This window comes from Pseudomonas sp. BIGb0278 (genome assembly GCF_024809895.1).
In the GTDB taxonomy this organism is placed as follows: domain Bacteria; phylum Pseudomonadota; class Gammaproteobacteria; order Pseudomonadales; family Pseudomonadaceae; genus Aquipseudomonas; species Aquipseudomonas shirazensis.
Genome location: NZ_JANUEL010000010.1, coordinates 1 through 16,346, shown reverse-complemented (window position 1 = coordinate 16,346; position 16,346 = coordinate 1). Strand labels below are relative to the sequence as shown.

Genomic DNA, 16,346 nt, shown 5'->3' with positions numbered 1-16,346 from the left:
ACCATTTTTCATTCCCTAGGTCTGAGGAATCCCAATCATGTTGAAAGGCTACGGGGCAGTCATCCTCGATGGGGCGTGGCTGACGCTACAGCTCGCCCTGTCGTCGATGGCCCTGGCCATCGTGCTCGGTCTGATCGGCGTGGCGCTGCGCCTGTCGCCGGTGCGCTGGCTGGCCTGGCTCGGCGATATGTATGCCACGGTCATCCGCGGCATCCCGGATCTGGTGTTGATCCTGCTGATTTTCTACGGTGGCCAGGACTTGCTCAATCGGCTGGCGCCACTGTTGGGCTATGACGACTACATCGACCTCAACCCGCTGGCTGCCGGTATCGGTACGCTGGGGTTCATCTTTGGCGCGTACCTGTCGGAAACCTTCCGCGGCGCGTTCCTGGGTATCCCCAAAGGGCAGGCCGAAGCCGGTGTGGCTTACGGCATGAGCAGCCGCCAGGTGTTCTTCCGGGTGATGGTGCCGCAGATGATCCGCCTGGCCATTCCGGGTTTCACCAACAACTGGCTGGTATTGACCAAGGCGACCGCGTTGATCTCGGTGGTCGGTCTGCAAGACATGATGTTCAAGGCCAAGCAGGCGGCTGATGCCACCCGCGAACCCTTCACTTTCTTCCTGGCGGTGGCTGCGCTGTACCTGGTGCTCACCAGTGTTTCGCTGCTGGCGTTGAAATACCTTGAACGGCGCTACTCGGTAGGCGTCAAGGCGGCAGAACTATGATCTTTGACTACAACGTCATCTGGGAAGCCATGCCGCTGTACCTGGGCGGCTTGCTGACGACCCTGAAATTGCTGGCGTTCTCGCTGCTGTTCGGTTTGCTGGCAGCGGTACCGCTGGGGCTGATGCGGGTGTCCAAGCAGCCGCTGGTGAATGTGCCGGCCTGGCTCTACACCTATGTCATTCGCGGCACGCCAATGCTGGTGCAGCTGTTCTTGATCTACTACGGCCTGGCTCAGTTCGAGGCAGTGCGCGAGAGTATCTTCTGGCCGTGGCTGTCCAGCGCGACTTTCTGCGCGTGCCTGGCGTTTGCCGTCAATACCAGCGCCTATACCGCTGAGATCATCGCCGGCAGCCTCAAGGCCACGCCCCATGGCGAGATCGAAGCTGCCAAGGCGATGGGTATGTCGCGCTACAAGATGTACCGCCGGATCCTGCTGCCGTCGGCCATGCGCCGCGCGCTGCCGCAGTACAGCAACGAAGTGATCATGATGCTGCAGACCACCAGCCTGGCCTCGATCGTGACCCTGATCGACATCACCGGCGCGGCGCGTACCGTCAATGCCCAGTACTACCTGCCTTTCGAGGCCTACATCACCGCGGGTGTGTTCTACCTGTGCCTGACCTTCATTCTGGTGCGCCTGTTCAAGATGGCCGAACGCCGCTGGCTGGGCTACCTGGCGCCGCGCAAGCACTGACCGCTCTGTGAGAACCGACAGCATGTACAAACTCGAAGTCCAAGACCTGCACAAGCGCTATGGCAGCCATGAAGTGCTCAAGGGCGTGTCCCTGGCGGCAAAGGCCGGCGATGTGATCAGCATCATCGGCTCCAGCGGTTCGGGCAAGTCGACCTTCCTGCGTTGCATCAACCTGCTCGAGCAACCGCATGCGGGCAAGATTCTGCTCAACAACGAAGAGCTCAAGCTGGTTGCCGGCAAGGAAGGCGCGCTCAAGGCGGCCGATCCGCGCCAGTTGCAGCGGATGCGTTCGCGCCTGTCGATGGTGTTTCAGCATTTCAATCTGTGGGCGCACATGACCGCGCTCGAGAACATCATCGAAGCGCCGGTGCATGTGCTCGGCATGAACAAGAAAGAAGCTCTGGAGAAAGCCGAGCATTACCTGGCCAAGGTCGGCGTCTCGCACCGCAAGGACGCCTACCCTGGGCATATGTCCGGTGGTGAGCAGCAACGTGTGGCGATTGCCCGTGCGCTGGCCATGGAGCCGGAGGTGATGCTGTTCGACGAGCCGACCTCGGCACTCGACCCGGAGCTGGTCGGTGATGTGCTCAAGGTCATGCAGTCGTTGGCCCAGGAGGGCCGCACCATGGTCGTGGTGACCCACGAAATGGGCTTTGCCCGCGAGGTCTCCAATCAGCTGGTGTTCCTGCATAAAGGCATCGTCGAGGAGCGTGGTAATCCGCGTGAAGTGCTGGTCAATCCGCAGTCGGAACGGCTCCAGCAGTTTCTCTCGGGCAGCTTGAAGTAACGCTGCACCTTTGCACCAGAATAGGGCATGCTGCGCAGCGAGCGCAGCCATCCCCGGCGCAACTGACGCCACCTCTTCTCAGGTTTCGGACCACGCCCTATGACCACCCAGCGTATCGGCTTTCTCATCTGGCCCAACACCCGGCCGCTGACCTTGGCCCTGGCCGAAGAAGCACTGCTGGTGGCTCAGCGGGTACATCCGGAAGTTATCTACGATCTGGTGTTTCTCCAGGCTGAGCCTGGCGAGCAGCAGGGCTGGCAGTTGCCGGGCGAGGCCTGGAATGGTCGGCTCGAAGGTTTCCAGAAGCTCTTCGTGCTGGCTGACGAGCCGCCGCAGGCGGTCACGGCCGCGCTGTCGTCCGGGCTCAAGCAGCTGGCTCGCAGCGGTTGCGTCATTGCCGGGCTGTCGGCGGGCGTCTATCCCCTGGCGCAGCTCGGCCTGCTCGATGGTTATCGCGCGGCGGTACATTGGCGCTGGCAGGATGATTTTGCCGAACGCTTCCCCAAGGTGATTGCCACCAGCCATCTGTTCGACTGGGACCGTGATCGCCTGACCGCCTGTGGTGGTATGGCCGTGGTCGACCTGCTGCTGGCCGTCCTGGCCCGTGACCATGGCGCCGAGCTTGCCGGTGCGGTGTCCGAGGAGCTGGTGGTCGAGCGCATTCGCGAGGGCGGCGAGCGGCAGCGTATCCCGCTGCAGAACCGCCTTGGCTCGAGCCATCCCAAGCTGACCCAGGCCGTGCTGTTGATGGAAGCCAACATCGAAGAGCCGCTGACCACCGATGAGATCGCCCAGCATGTGTGCGTCTCGCGGCGCCAGCTGGAGCGGATCTTCAAGCAGTACCTCAATCGCGTGCCGAGCCAGTATTATCTTGAGCTGCGCTTGAACAAGGCGCGGCAGATGTTGATGCAGACTAGCAAGTCGATCATCCAGATCGGGCTGTCGTGCGGGTTCTCGTCGGGGCCGCATTTTTCCAGCGCCTACCGCAACTTCTTCGGCGCGACGCCGCGGGAAGACCGCAACCAGCGGCGCAACAACAGCCCGTTCGAGTTGAGTTCAGCGACTTCAGTCGACAAGTAGGATGATGGGCCGTTGCATGGCCCTTCGCGGGCAAGCCCGATCCCACATTGGGTAGCGGTCAAGCCTGTGGGAGCGGGCTTGCCCGCGAAGGGTCGTGCAACGGCCCCAACTATCATGTGAACAACTGTTCTCTCAATTACCCGCCACCTCTCCCCGACAGTTCCTCGCTCCTTTACACTGCGCGATTGCGACAGTGTTTGTCGCATTGCCGAAAACCTCTGTGAAACACGGTTTAGCGCTGTAACAAGTTGTCGCTTGGCCGCAAGGACAGGCGCTGATCAGTCCTTACAATCCCCCCATCGCTCGCCAATCCCAGGCCAGCGTTTCTCTTCAGGAGACTCAGATGTCCGTTGAGCAAGCCCCGGTGCAACGTGCCGATTTCGACCAGGTCATGGTTCCCAACTACGCCCCGGCGGCGTTCATTCCGGTGCGAGGCGAGGGCTCTCGAGTCTGGGACCAGGCGGGCCGCGAACTGATCGACTTTGCCGGCGGCATCGCGGTAAACGCCCTGGGTCATTGCCATCCGGCGCTGGTCAAGGCACTGACCGAGCAGGCCAATACCCTCTGGCATGTATCCAACGTGTTCACCAACGAGCCGGCGTTGCGTCTGGCGCACAAGCTGGTCGACGCGACCTTTGCCGACAAGGCGTTTTTCTGCAACTCCGGCGCCGAGGCCAACGAGGCTGCGTTCAAGCTGGCCCGTCGGGTTGCCCATGATCGCTTCGGCCCGGACAAGCACGAAATCATCTCCACCGTGAACAGCTTCCACGGTCGCACCCTGTTTACCGTCAGCGTCGGCGGCCAGCCGAAGTACTCCGACGGCTTCGGCCCGAAGATCACTGGCATCAGCCATGTGCCGTACAACGACCTTGAAGCGCTCAAGGCACAGATCTCCGACAAGACCTGCGCGGTGGTGATCGAGCCGATCCAGGGTGAGAGCGGCGTAGTGCCGGCTGACCTGGCTTACCTGGAAGGTGCGCGCAAGCTGTGTGACGAGCACAACGCGCTGCTGATCTTCGACGAAGTGCAGACCGGGGTCGGCCGTACCGGCCACCTGTATGCCTACCAGCATTACGGCGTGATCCCGGACATCCTCTCCAGCGCCAAGAGCCTGGGCGGCGGCTTCCCGATCGGCGCCATGCTGACCACCGACGACATTGCCAAGCATCTGGTCGCCGGTACTCATGGCACTACCTACGGCGGCAACCCGCTGGGCTGCGCCGTGGCCTGTGCAGTACTGGATGTGATCAACACCCCGCAGACCCTGGCCGCTGTCACTGCCAAGCACGAGCGCTTCAAGGCACGCCTGGAGAAGATCGAGCTGTTCAGCCTCGTCCGCGGTGTCGGCCTGCTGATCGGCTGCGTGTTGACCGATGCCTGGAAAGGCAAGGCCAAGGACGTGCTCAACGCCGCCGAGAAAGAAGGCCTTATGGTGTTGCAGGCTGGCCCGGATGTAGTGCGTTTTGCACCGAGCCTGGTCATCGAGGATGCCGATATCGACGAAGGCCTGGACCGCTTCGAACGCGCGGTAGCCAAGCTGCTGCAAGGCTGACATACAGCGATTCTGTCGCCGCTGTCAGCAGTGCCAGCGGCGACAGCAGAATTCCAGCGCGGGTGCCTTGTATCAGGCGGGCACCCGCCGTTTTGCCGCACCACGCTGTGCGGCCCGTATTCCCGAAAGGAGTGACACCATGCTGGTAATGCGCCCCGCGCAAATGGCTGACCTGAATGAAGTGCAGCGCATGGCTGCGGACAGCCCGGTTGGTGTCACTTCGCTGCCTGATGACGCTGCGCGTCTGGGCGACAAGATTGCCGCGTCGGAAACCTCGTTTGCCGCCGAGGTCAGCTTCAATGGCGAAGAGAGCTACTTCTTTGTGCTCGAAGACACCAGCACCGGCAAGCTGGCCGGCTGCTCGGCCATCGTCGCCTCGGCGGGCTACTCGGAGCCGTTCTACAGCTTTCGTAACGAGACCTTTGTGCATGCTTCGCGCGAGCTGAAGATTCACAACAAGATCCACGTCCTGTCGCTGTGCCACGACCTCACCGGCAACAGCCTGCTGACCAGCTTCTACGTGCTGCCGGAGCTGGTGGCCAGCGGCTTTGCCGAGCTCAATTCGCGCGGCCGCCTGCTGTTCATGGCCGCCCACCCGGAGCGCTTTGCCGACTCGGTGGTTACCGAGATCGTCGGCTACAGCGACGAGCAGGGCGAGTCGCCGTTCTGGGATTCGATAGGGCGTAACTTCTTCGACCTGAACTATTCCGACGCCGAGCGCCTGTGCGGGCTGAAGAGCCGGACCTTCCTCGCCGAGCTGATGCCGCATTATCCGATCTATGTACCGCTGCTGCCGGACCACGCTCAGGAGGCGATGGGTCAGGTGCATCCGCGGGCGCAGATCACCTTCGACATCCTCATGCGTGAAGGCTTCGAGACCGAGCATTACATCGACATCTTCGACGGTGGCCCGACCCTGCACGCACGTGCCTCGGGGATCCGCTCGATCAGCCAGAGCCGGGTAGTCCCGGTCAAGCTCGACGAGGCCACAGTCAAGGGTGGCCGCTCGTACCTGGTCTGCAATGGCCAGTTGCAGGACTACCGCGCCGTGTTGCTGGAGCTGGACTGGGTGCCGGGCAAGCCGGTCAGCCTGAGTAGTGAAGCGGCCGATGCCCTGGGCGTCGGTGAAGGTGCCAGCGTGCGCCTGGTCGCTGTTTGACCGGCCTGGCCATAGCGCCAGCGCTCGCGACCCGCACCCGTCTTGCGGCCGGCACAGACCGCCGCTCAAGGAGATAGCATGATCGTTCGTCCTGTACGCAGCAGCGATTTACCCGCGCTCATCGAAATGGCGCGCAGCGCCGGTACCACTGGCCTGACTACCCTGCCGGCCAACGAAGAGCGGCTGGCTCAGCGCGTGCGCTGGGCTGAAAAGAGCTTCACCGGTGAGGCCGGGCGGGCCGACACCGATTACCTGTTCGTGCTTGAAAACGACGAAGGCCTGGTGGTCGGCATCAGCGCCATCGCCGGTGCCGTCGGCCTGCGTGAACCCTGGTACAACTACCGGGTCGGCCTGACCGTCAGCGCTTCGCAGGAGCTGAATATCTACCGCGAGATCCCCACCCTGTTCCTGGCCAACGACCTCACCGGCAACTCCGAGCTGTGTTCGTTGTTCCTGCGCAGTGATCACCGCAACGGCCTCAACGGCCGCCTGCTGTCGAAGGCGCGCATGCTGTTCATCGCCGAGTTCCCTGAGCTGTTCGGCAAGAAGGTCATCGCCGAGATGCGCGGGATCTCCGACGCCGCAGGCCGCTCGCCGTTCTGGGAGTCGCTGGGCCGGCACTTCTTCAAGATGGAGTTCAGCCAGGCTGACTATCTGACCGGCGTGGGCAACAAGGCCTTCATCGCCGAATTGATGCCCAAGTTCCCGCTGTACACGTGCTTCCTTTCCGAGGCTGCACGCAGTGTGGTCGGCCGGGTACACACCGACACCGAGCCGGCGCTGGCCATGCTCGAGCGTGAAGGTTTCAACTACCAGGGCTACGTCGACATCTTCGATGCAGGCCCGGCAATCGAATGCGACACGGCGAAGATCCGTGCCGTGCGCGAAAGCCAGAATCTGGTGCTGGCAGTAGGCACTCCAGGCGATGACGCCACGCCGTACCTGATCCACAACCGCAAACGCGAAGACTGCCGCATCACCGCAGCGCCAGCGCGGCTGGCGGCCGGCACGCTGGTGGTCGACGCGCTGACGGCGAAACGCCTGCGCCTGGGCGTGGGTGACCACGTGCGCGCAGTCACCTTGTCCGCCAGTCGGGAGGCGCAGTGATGACGACCCATTACATCGCAGGGCAATGGCAGGCTGGCCAGGGTGAGGCGCTGCAGTCGCTGAACCCAGTCACCCAGGCGCTCGTCTGGGCGGGGCAGGGCGCTGCTGCTGGCCAGGTTGCCGCCGCAGTAAGTGCGGCTCGGGAGGCGTTTCCGGCCTGGGCGCTGCTCAGCCTGGAAGCACGCATCGCGGTGCTGGAAGCCTTCGCTGAGCAGCTCAAGGCCCATGCTGACGAACTGGTCCGCTGCATCGGTGAAGAAACCGGTAAGCCGTTGTGGGAGTCGGCAACCGAAGTCACCAGCATGGTCAACAAGGTGGCGATCTCGGTGCAGAGCTATCGTGAACGCACTGGTGAAAAAAGCGGCCCGCTTGGCGATGCGACTGCCGTGCTGCGGCACAAGCCCCATGGCGTGGTGGCGGTGTTCGGCCCGTACAACTTCCCTGGCCATTTGCCCAACGGGCATATTGTGCCGGCGCTGCTGGCCGGTAACTGCGTGGTGTTCAAGCCAAGTGAGCTGACCCCGAAAGTGGCCGAGCTGACGGTCAAATGCTGGATCGCGGCGGGTTTGCCTGCGGGTGTGCTCAATCTGGTTCAGGGCGCCCGTGAGACTGGCGTGGCGCTGGCTGCCGATGCTGGTATCGACGGTTTGTTCTTCACCGGCTCCAGCCGCACCGGCAACCTGTTGCACCAGCAATTTGCCGGGCGCCCGGAAAAGATTCTGGCGCTGGAAATGGGTGGCAACAATCCGTTGGTGGTCGATCAGGTCAAGGATCTCGACGCGGCCGTCTATACCATCATTCAGTCGGCGTTCATTTCTGCCGGCCAACGCTGCACCTGCGCGCGTCGCTTGCTGGTTCCCGAGGGCGCCTGGGGTGACAGCCTGCTGGCGCGGCTGGTCGAGGTCTGCCGCAGCATCACGGTTGGCGCCTATGACCTGCAACCCGCGCCGTTCATGGGCTCGGTGATTTCCCTGGCGGCGGCCCAGGCCCTGCTTGATGCTCAGCAAGCGCTGATCGGCAAGGGTGCGCTGGCGCTGCTGCCGATGACTCAGCCGCAAGCAGGTGCAGCGCTGCTGACGCCTGGCATCATCGATGTCACAGGCGTTGCAGAGCGCCCTGATGAAGAGTTCTTCGGGCCGTTGCTGCAGGTCATTCGCTACGCCGACTTCGACAGCGCGATCGACCAGGCCAACGCCACCCAATACGGCCTGGCCGCCGGTTTGTTGTCTGACTCGCATGCGCGCTACCAGCACTTCTGGCTGCGTAGCCGCGCCGGTATCGTCAACTGGAACAAACAGCTCACCGGGGCCGCCAGCAGTGCGCCATTCGGTGGCGTCGGCGCCAGCGGCAACCACCGCGCCAGCGCTTACTACGCGGCCGACTACTGCGCTTACCCCGTGGCATCGCTGGAGACCGCCAGCCTCGCCTTGCCGGCGACATTGACGCCGGGCGTCACCCTATAACAAATGGTCTCGGAGCCTTGCCGATGAAATCCTATGAAGTGAATTTTGATGGCCTGGTAGGGCCGACCCACAATTACGGCGGCCTGTCGTACGGCAACGTGGCCTCGCAGAGCAACAGCCAGCAGTGCTCCAACCCGCGCGAAGCGGCGCGTCAGGGCCTGGCCAAGATGAAGGCGCTGAGCGACATGGGCTTCAAGCAGGGCGTACTCGCCCCGCAGGAGCGCCCGGACGTTGCTGCCCTGCGCCGGCTCGGCTTCAGCGGCAGTGACGCCGAGGTGATCCGTCGCGCCGCCCAGGAGGCCATGCCCTTGCTGGTTGCCAGTTGCTCGGCTTCGAGCATGTGGGTGGCCAACGCGGCAACGGTCAGCCCGAGCGCCGACACTGCCGATGGCCGCGTGCATTTCACTGCCGCCAACCTCAACTGCAAGTATCACCGCAGCATCGAGCATCCGACCACCAGCCGCGTGCTGGCGGCGATGTTCGCCGATGAGCAGGTATTCGCCCACCACCAGGCGCTGCCGGCGGTGGCCCAGTTTGGTGACGAAGGCGCGGCCAACCACACGCGCTTCTGTCGCAGCTATGGCGAGCCCGGCGTAGAGTTTTTTGTCTACGGCCGCAGTGCCTTCGACAGCCGCTACCCGGCGCCGCAGAAGTACCCGGCACGCCAGACCCTGGAAGCTTCGCAGGCCGTCGCTCGCTTGCACGGCCTCAGTGCTGATGGGGTGGTCTACGCTCAACAGAATCCAGCGGTGATCGACCAGGGCGTGTTCCATAACGACGTTATTTCGGTAGGTAACGGCGAGGTGCTGTTCTACCACGAGGATGCCTTCCTCGAGACTGATGCGGTGCTTGCCCAGCTGCAGGCTAAACTGGCCGGCAAGGGTGGCAAGTTCCAGGGCATCTGCGTGCCACGGGCGGCTGTGGCAGTGGAGGACGCGGTGCGTTCCTACCTGTTCAACAGCCAACTGCTGTCACGCGAAGACGGCTCGATGCTGCTGGTGGTGCCGGAAGAGTGCCGCAACAACCCGCGCGTTTGGGACTACCTGAGCCAGTTGACCAGCCAGGGTGGCCCGGTCAAGGAGGTCAAGGTGTTCGATCTCAAGCAGAGCATGCAGAACGGCGGCGGCCCGGCGTGCCTGCGACTGCGCGTGGCCTTGAAAGAATCCGAGCTGGCGGCGGTCAATCCAGGGGTTATCATGTCGGCGCCGCTGTACGACAGCCTGATCCAGTGGGTCGATCGGCACTATCGCGATCGCATGAGCGACAGCGACCTGGCCGACCCGCAACTGCTCACCGAATGCCGTACGGCCCTGGATGACCTGACCCAACTGCTCAAGCTGGGCTCGGTCTATCCGTTCCAACGCCAACCCTGAAGAGAGAATTACGTAATGTCTGACGCCCTGCGCCTGATCCTGGAAGACGATGATGGCACCCAACTGGAAACCTCCTGCACGCGCTTCGCCGTGCTCTGGCAGGGCAAGGAAGTCTGGATTCAGCAGGACGGTCGCGGCCAGCTGCTGATCGGTGTGGATGTCGCTGAAGGCGATGCCGAGTTCGCCAACCTGCTGCTGCGCCCGATGGCCACTAACCTGGTCAGCCTGCAGCTGGAGATGGAGCCGGCTGAGCTGGGCGACGACGATGAGGATGGCCACGTGCACGGCCCGGATTGCGGTCACCACCACTAAGGATGTGCCTATGCTCGCCCTCGGCAAACTGCTTGACCTGACGCTTGGCGGCCGTGAGCCGGGCGAGAAGACTCAATCGACATCAGCAGGTCTGCGCCTGCGTTGGCTGGGGGAGGGCGCGCTGGAAGTGACGCCGCCGAAGGTGGACGACGGCACCTTGCACCTGCTGCTGTCGGCGGGTATTCACGGTAACGAGACCGCGCCGATCGAGTTGCTCGATCAATTGCTGCAGGGCATCGCCAGGGGCGAGATCGTGCCGCAGGCGCGGGTCCTGTTCCTGTTTGGCAGTCCAATGGCGATGCGTGCAGGCCAGCGTTACCTTGAGCAGGACCTGAACCGCTTGTTCAACGGTCGGCACGAATCGTCGAGCGGCTTCGAAGCGCTGCGTGCTGCCGAGTTGGAGCAGTACGCCCGCACGTTCTTCAGCGTGGCTGGGCGCAATCGCCTGCACTACGACCTGCACACCGCGATCCGCGGCTCGAAGATCGAGCAGTTTGCCCTGTACCCGTACAAGGACGGCCGCCAGCATTCGCGCCGCGAGTTGGCGCGCCTGAGCCAGGCCGGGATGCAGGCGGTGTTGCTGCAGAGCAAGACCTCGATCACCTTCAGTGCCTTCACCTACGAACAGCTCGAAGCCGAGGCGTTTACCCTGGAACTGGGCAAGGCGCGCCCGTTCGGGCAGAACGAAGAGGTCAACCTTGACCGTTTGCACAAGCGCCTGGTGCAGATCATCGAAGGCAAGGAGCCGGCGGTCGACGACAGTTTCGACGGCCTGCAACTGTTCAGCGTGGCCCGCGAAATCATCAAGCACAGCGACCACTTCCACCTGCACCTGCCGGATGACATCGAAAATTTCTCCGAACTGAGCAAGGGCTACCTGCTGGCCGAAGATCTGGCTGAAACTCGCTGGATCGTCGAGGAGGAGGGCGCGCGGATCATTTTCCCCAACCCCAAGGTGCGCAACGGCCTGCGTGCGGGCATTCTGATCGTGCCCGATTCGGGCCAGCGCCTGAGCTGATCCGTACCATTTGTCGCTGGCTGCGCGCTGCGCGGCCAGCCTCGAGCGGCGCATCCTGGCTGATTTTCCCTGCCCCAGCGGTAATTGGCTTGCCAGCGGCCAAACCCTCGCCTTAGCATCCCCTTCAAGTTTTTAGCCGTGCTGACCTGAAATTGCCCGCAAACGACCTTTCAGGGCGCATAAACACACTGCATCCAGCTTGCAGGACCGATATAATGCGGCCCTTTGCCGTCGTTTCGACGTGTTTGCCTTAACGGCCGCCGTTTCCGTGGAAGAACCTATGAAAAGCGCAGAAATCCGTGAAGCCTTCCTTCGCTTCTTCGAGGAGCAGGGCCACACCCGTGTTGCCTCCAGCTCCCTGATCCCGGGCAACGACCCGACCCTGCTGTTCACCAATGCCGGCATGAACCAGTTCAAGGACTGCTTCCTCGGCCAGGAAAAGCGCGCCTACACCCGCGCCGCCAGCAGCCAGAAGTGCGTCCGCGCCGGCGGCAAGCACAACGACCTGGAAAACGTCGGTTACACCGCGCGTCACCACACCTTCTTCGAAATGCTGGGCAACTTCAGCTTCGGCGACTACTTCAAGCGTGACGCGATCACCTATGCCTGGACCTTCCTGACTTCGCCGCAGTGGCTGAACCTGCCCCAGGAAAAACTCTGGGTCACGGTCTACGCCAGCGATGACGAAGCCTACGACATCTGGACCAAGGAAATCGGCGTGCCGGCCGAGCGCATGGTGCGCATTGGCGACAACAAAGGCGCGCCTTACGCTTCGGACAACTTCTGGACCATGGGCGACACCGGCCCATGCGGCCCGTGCACCGAGATCTTCTTTGACCACGGCGCCGATATCTGGGGTGGCCCACCCGGCTCGCCAGAAGAAGACGGCGACCGCTACATCGAGATCTGGAACAACGTCTTCATGCAGTTCAACCGCACCGCCGATGGCGTCCTGCACCCGCTGCCAGCGCCGTCGGTGGATACCGGCATGGGCCTGGAACGGATCAGTGCGGTGATGCAGCATGTGCACTCGAACTACGAGATCGACCTGTTCCAGAACCTGCTGGTAGCCGCAGCCCAGGCTATCGGTTGCAGCAACGACGGCCAGCCTTCGCTGAAAGTCGTCGCCGACCATATTCGTTCGTGCGGCTTCCTCATCGCCGATGGCGTGCTGCCGTCCAACGAAGGCCGCGGCTACGTGCTGCGCCGGATCATTCGCCGCGCTTGCCGTCACGGCAACAAGCTCGGTGCCAAGGGCAGCTTCTTCTACCAGATCGTCGCTGCCCTTGTCGCCGAGATGGGCCAGGCCTTCCCTGAGCTGAGCAGCCAGCAGGCGCACATCGAGCGCGTCCTCAAGAGCGAAGAAGAGCAGTTCGCCAAGACCCTCGAGCAGGGCCTGCGCATCCTCGAGCAGGACCTGGCTCAGCTGCAGGGCACTACCGTCCCGGGTGACGTGGTGTTCAAGCTGTATGACACCTATGGCTTCCCGATGGACCTGACCGCCGACATCGCCCGTGAGCGCGAGCTGACCATCGACGAAGCCGGTTTCGAGCGCGAGATGGAAGCCCAGCGCGAGCGCGCCCGCTCCGCCAGCGCCTTCGGCATGGACTACAACAGCCTGGTCAAGGTCGATGTTGCCACCGAGTTCCTCGGCTACCAGGCAACCACGGCCCAGGCCAAGGTCGTCGCGCTATACAAGGACGGCCAAGCCGTCGAGCAGCTGCATGAAGGCGACGAAGGCGTGGTGGTGCTTGATCGCACGCCGTTCTACGCCGAGTCCGGCGGCCAGATTGGCGATGCCGGCTACCTGCAGGCCGCCGACGTGCGCTTTGATGTGCGTGATACCACCAAGACTGCCGGTGCTTTCCTGCACCACGGTGTAGTCGCCACTGGCGCGCTGCGCGTAGGCGCCGAAGTTGAAGCGCAGGTGGATGCCGAAGTGCAGCACGCTACCTCGCTCAACCACTCCGCGACTCACCTGCTGCACGCGGCGCTGCGCCAGGTGCTCGGCGATCACGTCCAGCAGAAAGGCTCGCTGGTCGACAGCCAGCGCCTGCGCTTTGACTTCAGCCACTTCGAGGCGGTCAAGCCAGAGCAGCTCAAGGCGCTGGAAGACATCGTCAACCGCGAAGTGCGCAAGAACTCCGAGGTGCAAACCGAAGAGACCGACATCGAAACCGCCAAGCGCAAAGGTGCAATGGCGTTGTTCGGCGAAAAATACGGCGACAGCGTGCGCGTATTGAGCATGGGCGGTGATTTTTCGGTGGAGCTGTGCGGTGGTATCCATGCCAAGCGCACCGGCGACATCAGCCTGTTCAAGATCATCAGCGAAGGCGGCGTGGCTTCTGGCGTGCGCCGTATCGAAGCGATCACCGGGGCTGCGGCACTGGCTTACCTGAACGCTGCTGAAGAGCAGGTCAAGGAAGCTGCGCAATTGGTCAAGGGTAACCGTGACAACCTGATCGACAAGCTGGCGGCGGTGCTCGAGCGCAACCGTCAGCTGGAAAAACAGCTTGAACAGCTGCAGGCCAAGGCCGCCAGCGCTGCCGGAGATGATCTCTCTAACGCAGCCGTTGAGGTCAAAGGCGCCAAGGTTCTCGCCGCTCGCCTTGACGGGCAGGATGGCAAGGCTCTGCTGGCGCTGGTCGATCAACTGAAGAACAAGCTCGGCCACGCAGTGATCCTGCTGGGCAGTGAGCATGAGGGCAAGGTCGTGCTGGTGGCTGGCGTGACCAAAGACCTCTCCGGCCAACTCAAGGCCGGCGATCTGATGAAGCAGGCCGCTGCGGCGGTTGGCGGTAAAGGCGGTGGTCGTCCGGACATGGCCCAGGGTGGCGGCGTCGACGTCGCTGCACTGGACAGTGCCCTGGCCCTGGCTGTGCCGTTCGCCGAACAGCGGCTTTGAGATGAAACGGCCCGCTAGTGATAGCGGGCCGTTTCAGGTTGGATTGTTTATTGGGTGCCCATCACGGGCAGAGGCAGCTTTGAAATGGCGTTGATCGTACAGAAATTTGGCGGCACCTCTGTCGGATCCATCGAGCGGATCGAGCAGGTTGCCGACAAGGTCAAGAAATTCCGCGAGGCAGGCGATGACCTGGTCGTGGTCCTGTCGGCCATGAGCGGGGAGACCAACCGCTTGCTGGACCTGGCCAAGCAGATTAGCGACAAGCCGGTTCCGCGTGAGCTGGACGTGATCGTGTCGACTGGCGAGCAGGTGACCATTGCCCTGCTGGCCATGGCCTTGATCAAGCGTGGCGTGCCGGCGGTGTCCTACACCGGCAATCAGGTGCGCATTCTCACCGACAGCGCGCACAACAAGGCGCGCATCCTGCAGATCGACGACCAGAAGATTCGTGCCGACCTCAAGGCTGGCCGTGTGGTTGTCGTGGCGGGCTTCCAGGGCGTCGACGAGAACGGCAGCATCACCACCCTCGGTCGTGGCGGTTCGGACACCACTGGTGTGGCCCTGGCGGCCGCGCTGAAGGCTGACGAGTGCCAGATCTACACCGACGTCGATGGTGTCTACACCACCGACCCGCGGGTGGTACCGCAGGCGCGCCGTCTGGAGAAGATCACCTTCGAAGAGATGCTGGAAATGGCCAGCCTCGGTTCCAAGGTGCTGCAGATCCGCTCTGTCGAATTCGCCGGCAAGTACAACGTTCCGTTGCGCGTGCTGCACAGTTTCAAGGAGGGTCCAGGTACCCTCATTACCATTGATGAAGAGGAATCCATGGAACAGCCGATCATTTCCGGTATCGCCTTCAACCGTGATGAAGCCAAGCTGACCATTCGTGGCGTGCCGGATACCCCAGGCGTTGCCTTCAAGATCCTCGGCCCGATCAGCGCTTCGAACATCGAAGTCGACATGATCGTGCAGAACGTTGCCCACGATAACACCACCGATTTTACCTTCACCGTGCACCGCAACGAGTACGAAGCGGCGCACAAGGTGTTGGAAAACACTGCGCGCGAGATCGGCGCCCGTGAAGTGATCGGCGATACCAAGATTGCCAAGGTATCGATCGTCGGCGTCGGCATGCGCTCGCACGCCGGCGTTGCCAGCCGTATGTTCGAAGCGCTGGCCAAGGAGACCATCAACATCCAGATGATCTCCACGTCCGAGATCAAGGTTTCGGTGGTCATCGAAGAGAAGTACCTCGAGCTGGCCGTGCGCGCCCTGCACACCGCCTTCGAGCTGGATGCGCCTGCCCGCCAAGGCGAGTAACGCGTAGTCAGGAGGAGGGCGCGGCTTGCCGCGCCCTTCGCGTTTCCGGCCGCCGGATGGGCCCTGTCCTGTCCTCTCTGGCGGCCACACACGCTGACTGTGCGTCCCGCAGCCAGCGCGCTACCTCAGACTGTTGTCCCTGATTGAACTGCGTAAGGAGAAAGCTATGTTGATTCTGACTCGTCGGTGCGCCGAGAGCCTGATCATTGGTGACGGTGAGATCACCGTTACGGTCCTGGGTGTCAAAGGCAACCAGGTACGAATTGGCGTTAGCGCGCCCAAGGAAGTCGCGGTTCACCGCGAAGAAATCTACCTGCGAATCAAGAAAGAGAAGGACGAAGAACCAACCCTTTAATTTTTATCAGATTTTTTTTAAAAAAGGGTTTGCAAACGGGGAGGGCTCTGGTTATAGTACGCCCCGTGTTGCGGTGAGGTGGCCGAGTGGCCGAAGGCGCTCCCCTGCTAAGGGAGTATACCTCATAAGGGTATCGGGGGTTCGAATCCCCCCTTCACCGCCATTATTCGCTTAGGGCGCTTCAACTGGCCAAGATTACTAAGTCGTTGAAATTAAACGAAAAAGTACTTGGCAAATCGGTAAAGCGATCTATAATGCGCGGCAAGACATGGACTCATAGCTCAGCTGGATAGAGTACTCGGCTACGAACCGAGCGGTCGCAGGTTCGAATCCTGCTGAGTCCACCATACAACATGAAGGTTTTGCTCGCAGAGCCGGATTGTTTAACCAGTGGTAATCTGGTCTAAAACTACCAACTTGGACTCATAGCTCAGCTGGATAGAGTACTCGGCTACGAACCGAGCGGTCGCAGGTTCGAATCCTGCTGAGTCCA

At 62.3% G+C, this 16,346-nt stretch carries 14 protein-coding genes and 3 tRNA genes; all 17 read left to right on the top strand.

The window, feature by feature from the left end:
- Positions 1 to 37: 37 nt before the first annotated feature.
- Positions 38 to 727, top strand: coding sequence for an ABC transporter permease (locus tag M2396_RS23810; protein WP_101317706.1), 690 nt, complete (start codon positions 38 to 40; stop codon positions 725 to 727).
- Entirely contained in the window at positions 724 to 1,422 is a 699-nt protein-coding gene (locus M2396_RS23805; protein WP_101317708.1) for an ABC transporter permease, read from the top strand. The genes M2396_RS23810 and M2396_RS23805 overlap by 4 nt, the downstream gene beginning before the upstream one ends.
- 22 nt (positions 1,423 to 1,444) lie before the next feature.
- Positions 1,445 to 2,209 carry an ABC transporter ATP-binding protein gene (locus M2396_RS23800; protein ID WP_101317710.1) on the top strand — a complete coding sequence of 255 codons (765 nt, stop codon included), beginning with the start codon at positions 1,445 to 1,447 and terminating at the stop codon, positions 2,207 to 2,209.
- Positions 2,210 to 2,308: 99 nt separating this feature from the next.
- Positions 2,309 to 3,289 (top strand): transcriptional regulator ArgR, encoded by a 981-nt coding sequence (gene argR / locus M2396_RS23795; protein WP_101317712.1) that lies wholly within the window; start codon positions 2,309 to 2,311, stop codon positions 3,287 to 3,289.
- Between the two features lie 343 nt (positions 3,290 to 3,632).
- Positions 3,633 to 4,841: an aspartate aminotransferase family protein gene (locus M2396_RS23790; RefSeq protein WP_181088168.1), complete on the top strand. Its 1,209-nt coding sequence runs from the start codon at positions 3,633 to 3,635 to the stop codon at positions 4,839 to 4,841.
- A 139-nt stretch (positions 4,842 to 4,980) separates the two neighbouring features.
- The gene (gene aruF, locus M2396_RS23785; protein WP_150569802.1) at positions 4,981 to 6,000 is read left to right on the top strand and encodes an arginine/ornithine succinyltransferase subunit alpha; all 1,020 of its coding nucleotides are present in this window, start codon (positions 4,981 to 4,983) and stop codon (positions 5,998 to 6,000) included.
- Between the two features lie 78 nt (positions 6,001 to 6,078).
- Complete coding sequence (astA, locus tag M2396_RS23780; RefSeq protein ID WP_101317718.1) at positions 6,079 to 7,107, top strand: arginine N-succinyltransferase; 1,029 nt, start codon at positions 6,079 to 6,081, stop codon at positions 7,105 to 7,107.
- Positions 7,104 to 8,570 carry a succinylglutamate-semialdehyde dehydrogenase gene (astD, locus tag M2396_RS23775; protein WP_259078973.1) on the top strand — a complete coding sequence of 489 codons (1,467 nt, stop codon included), beginning with the start codon at positions 7,104 to 7,106 and terminating at the stop codon, positions 8,568 to 8,570. Before astA ends, astD begins: the two co-directional genes overlap by 4 nt.
- Before the next feature lie 23 nt (positions 8,571 to 8,593).
- A complete protein-coding gene (gene astB / locus M2396_RS23770; RefSeq protein ID WP_101317722.1) occupies positions 8,594 to 9,943 on the top strand; it encodes an N-succinylarginine dihydrolase in 1,350 nt (449 codons plus the stop codon).
- Positions 9,944 to 9,958: 15 nt separating this feature from the next.
- Positions 9,959 to 10,255 (top strand): topoisomerase II, encoded by a 297-nt coding sequence (locus M2396_RS23765; protein WP_101317724.1) that lies wholly within the window; start codon positions 9,959 to 9,961, stop codon positions 10,253 to 10,255.
- A 10-nt stretch (positions 10,256 to 10,265) separates the two neighbouring features.
- Positions 10,266 to 11,273, top strand: coding sequence for a succinylglutamate desuccinylase (gene astE, locus M2396_RS23760; RefSeq protein ID WP_150569799.1), 1,008 nt, complete (start codon positions 10,266 to 10,268; stop codon positions 11,271 to 11,273).
- 280 nt (positions 11,274 to 11,553) lie between these two features.
- Positions 11,554 to 14,178 (top strand): alanine--tRNA ligase, encoded by a 2,625-nt coding sequence (gene alaS / locus M2396_RS23755; protein ID WP_150569798.1) that lies wholly within the window; start codon positions 11,554 to 11,556, stop codon positions 14,176 to 14,178.
- 84 nt (positions 14,179 to 14,262) lie between these two features.
- Positions 14,263 to 15,498 carry an aspartate kinase gene (locus M2396_RS23750; RefSeq protein ID WP_101317730.1) on the top strand — a complete coding sequence of 412 codons (1,236 nt, stop codon included), beginning with the start codon at positions 14,263 to 14,265 and terminating at the stop codon, positions 15,496 to 15,498.
- Positions 15,499 to 15,664: 166 nt separating this feature from the next.
- Positions 15,665 to 15,853, top strand: coding sequence for a carbon storage regulator CsrA (csrA, locus tag M2396_RS23745; RefSeq protein WP_043209419.1), 189 nt, complete (start codon positions 15,665 to 15,667; stop codon positions 15,851 to 15,853).
- Positions 15,854 to 15,925: 72 nt separating this feature from the next.
- Positions 15,926 to 16,016: transfer RNA gene (locus M2396_RS23740), tRNA-Ser, on the top strand.
- A gap of 107 nt (positions 16,017 to 16,123) precedes the next feature.
- Positions 16,124 to 16,200, top strand: a tRNA-Arg gene (locus M2396_RS23735).
- A gap of 72 nt (positions 16,201 to 16,272) precedes the next feature.
- Positions 16,273 to 16,346, top strand: a tRNA-Arg gene (locus M2396_RS23730).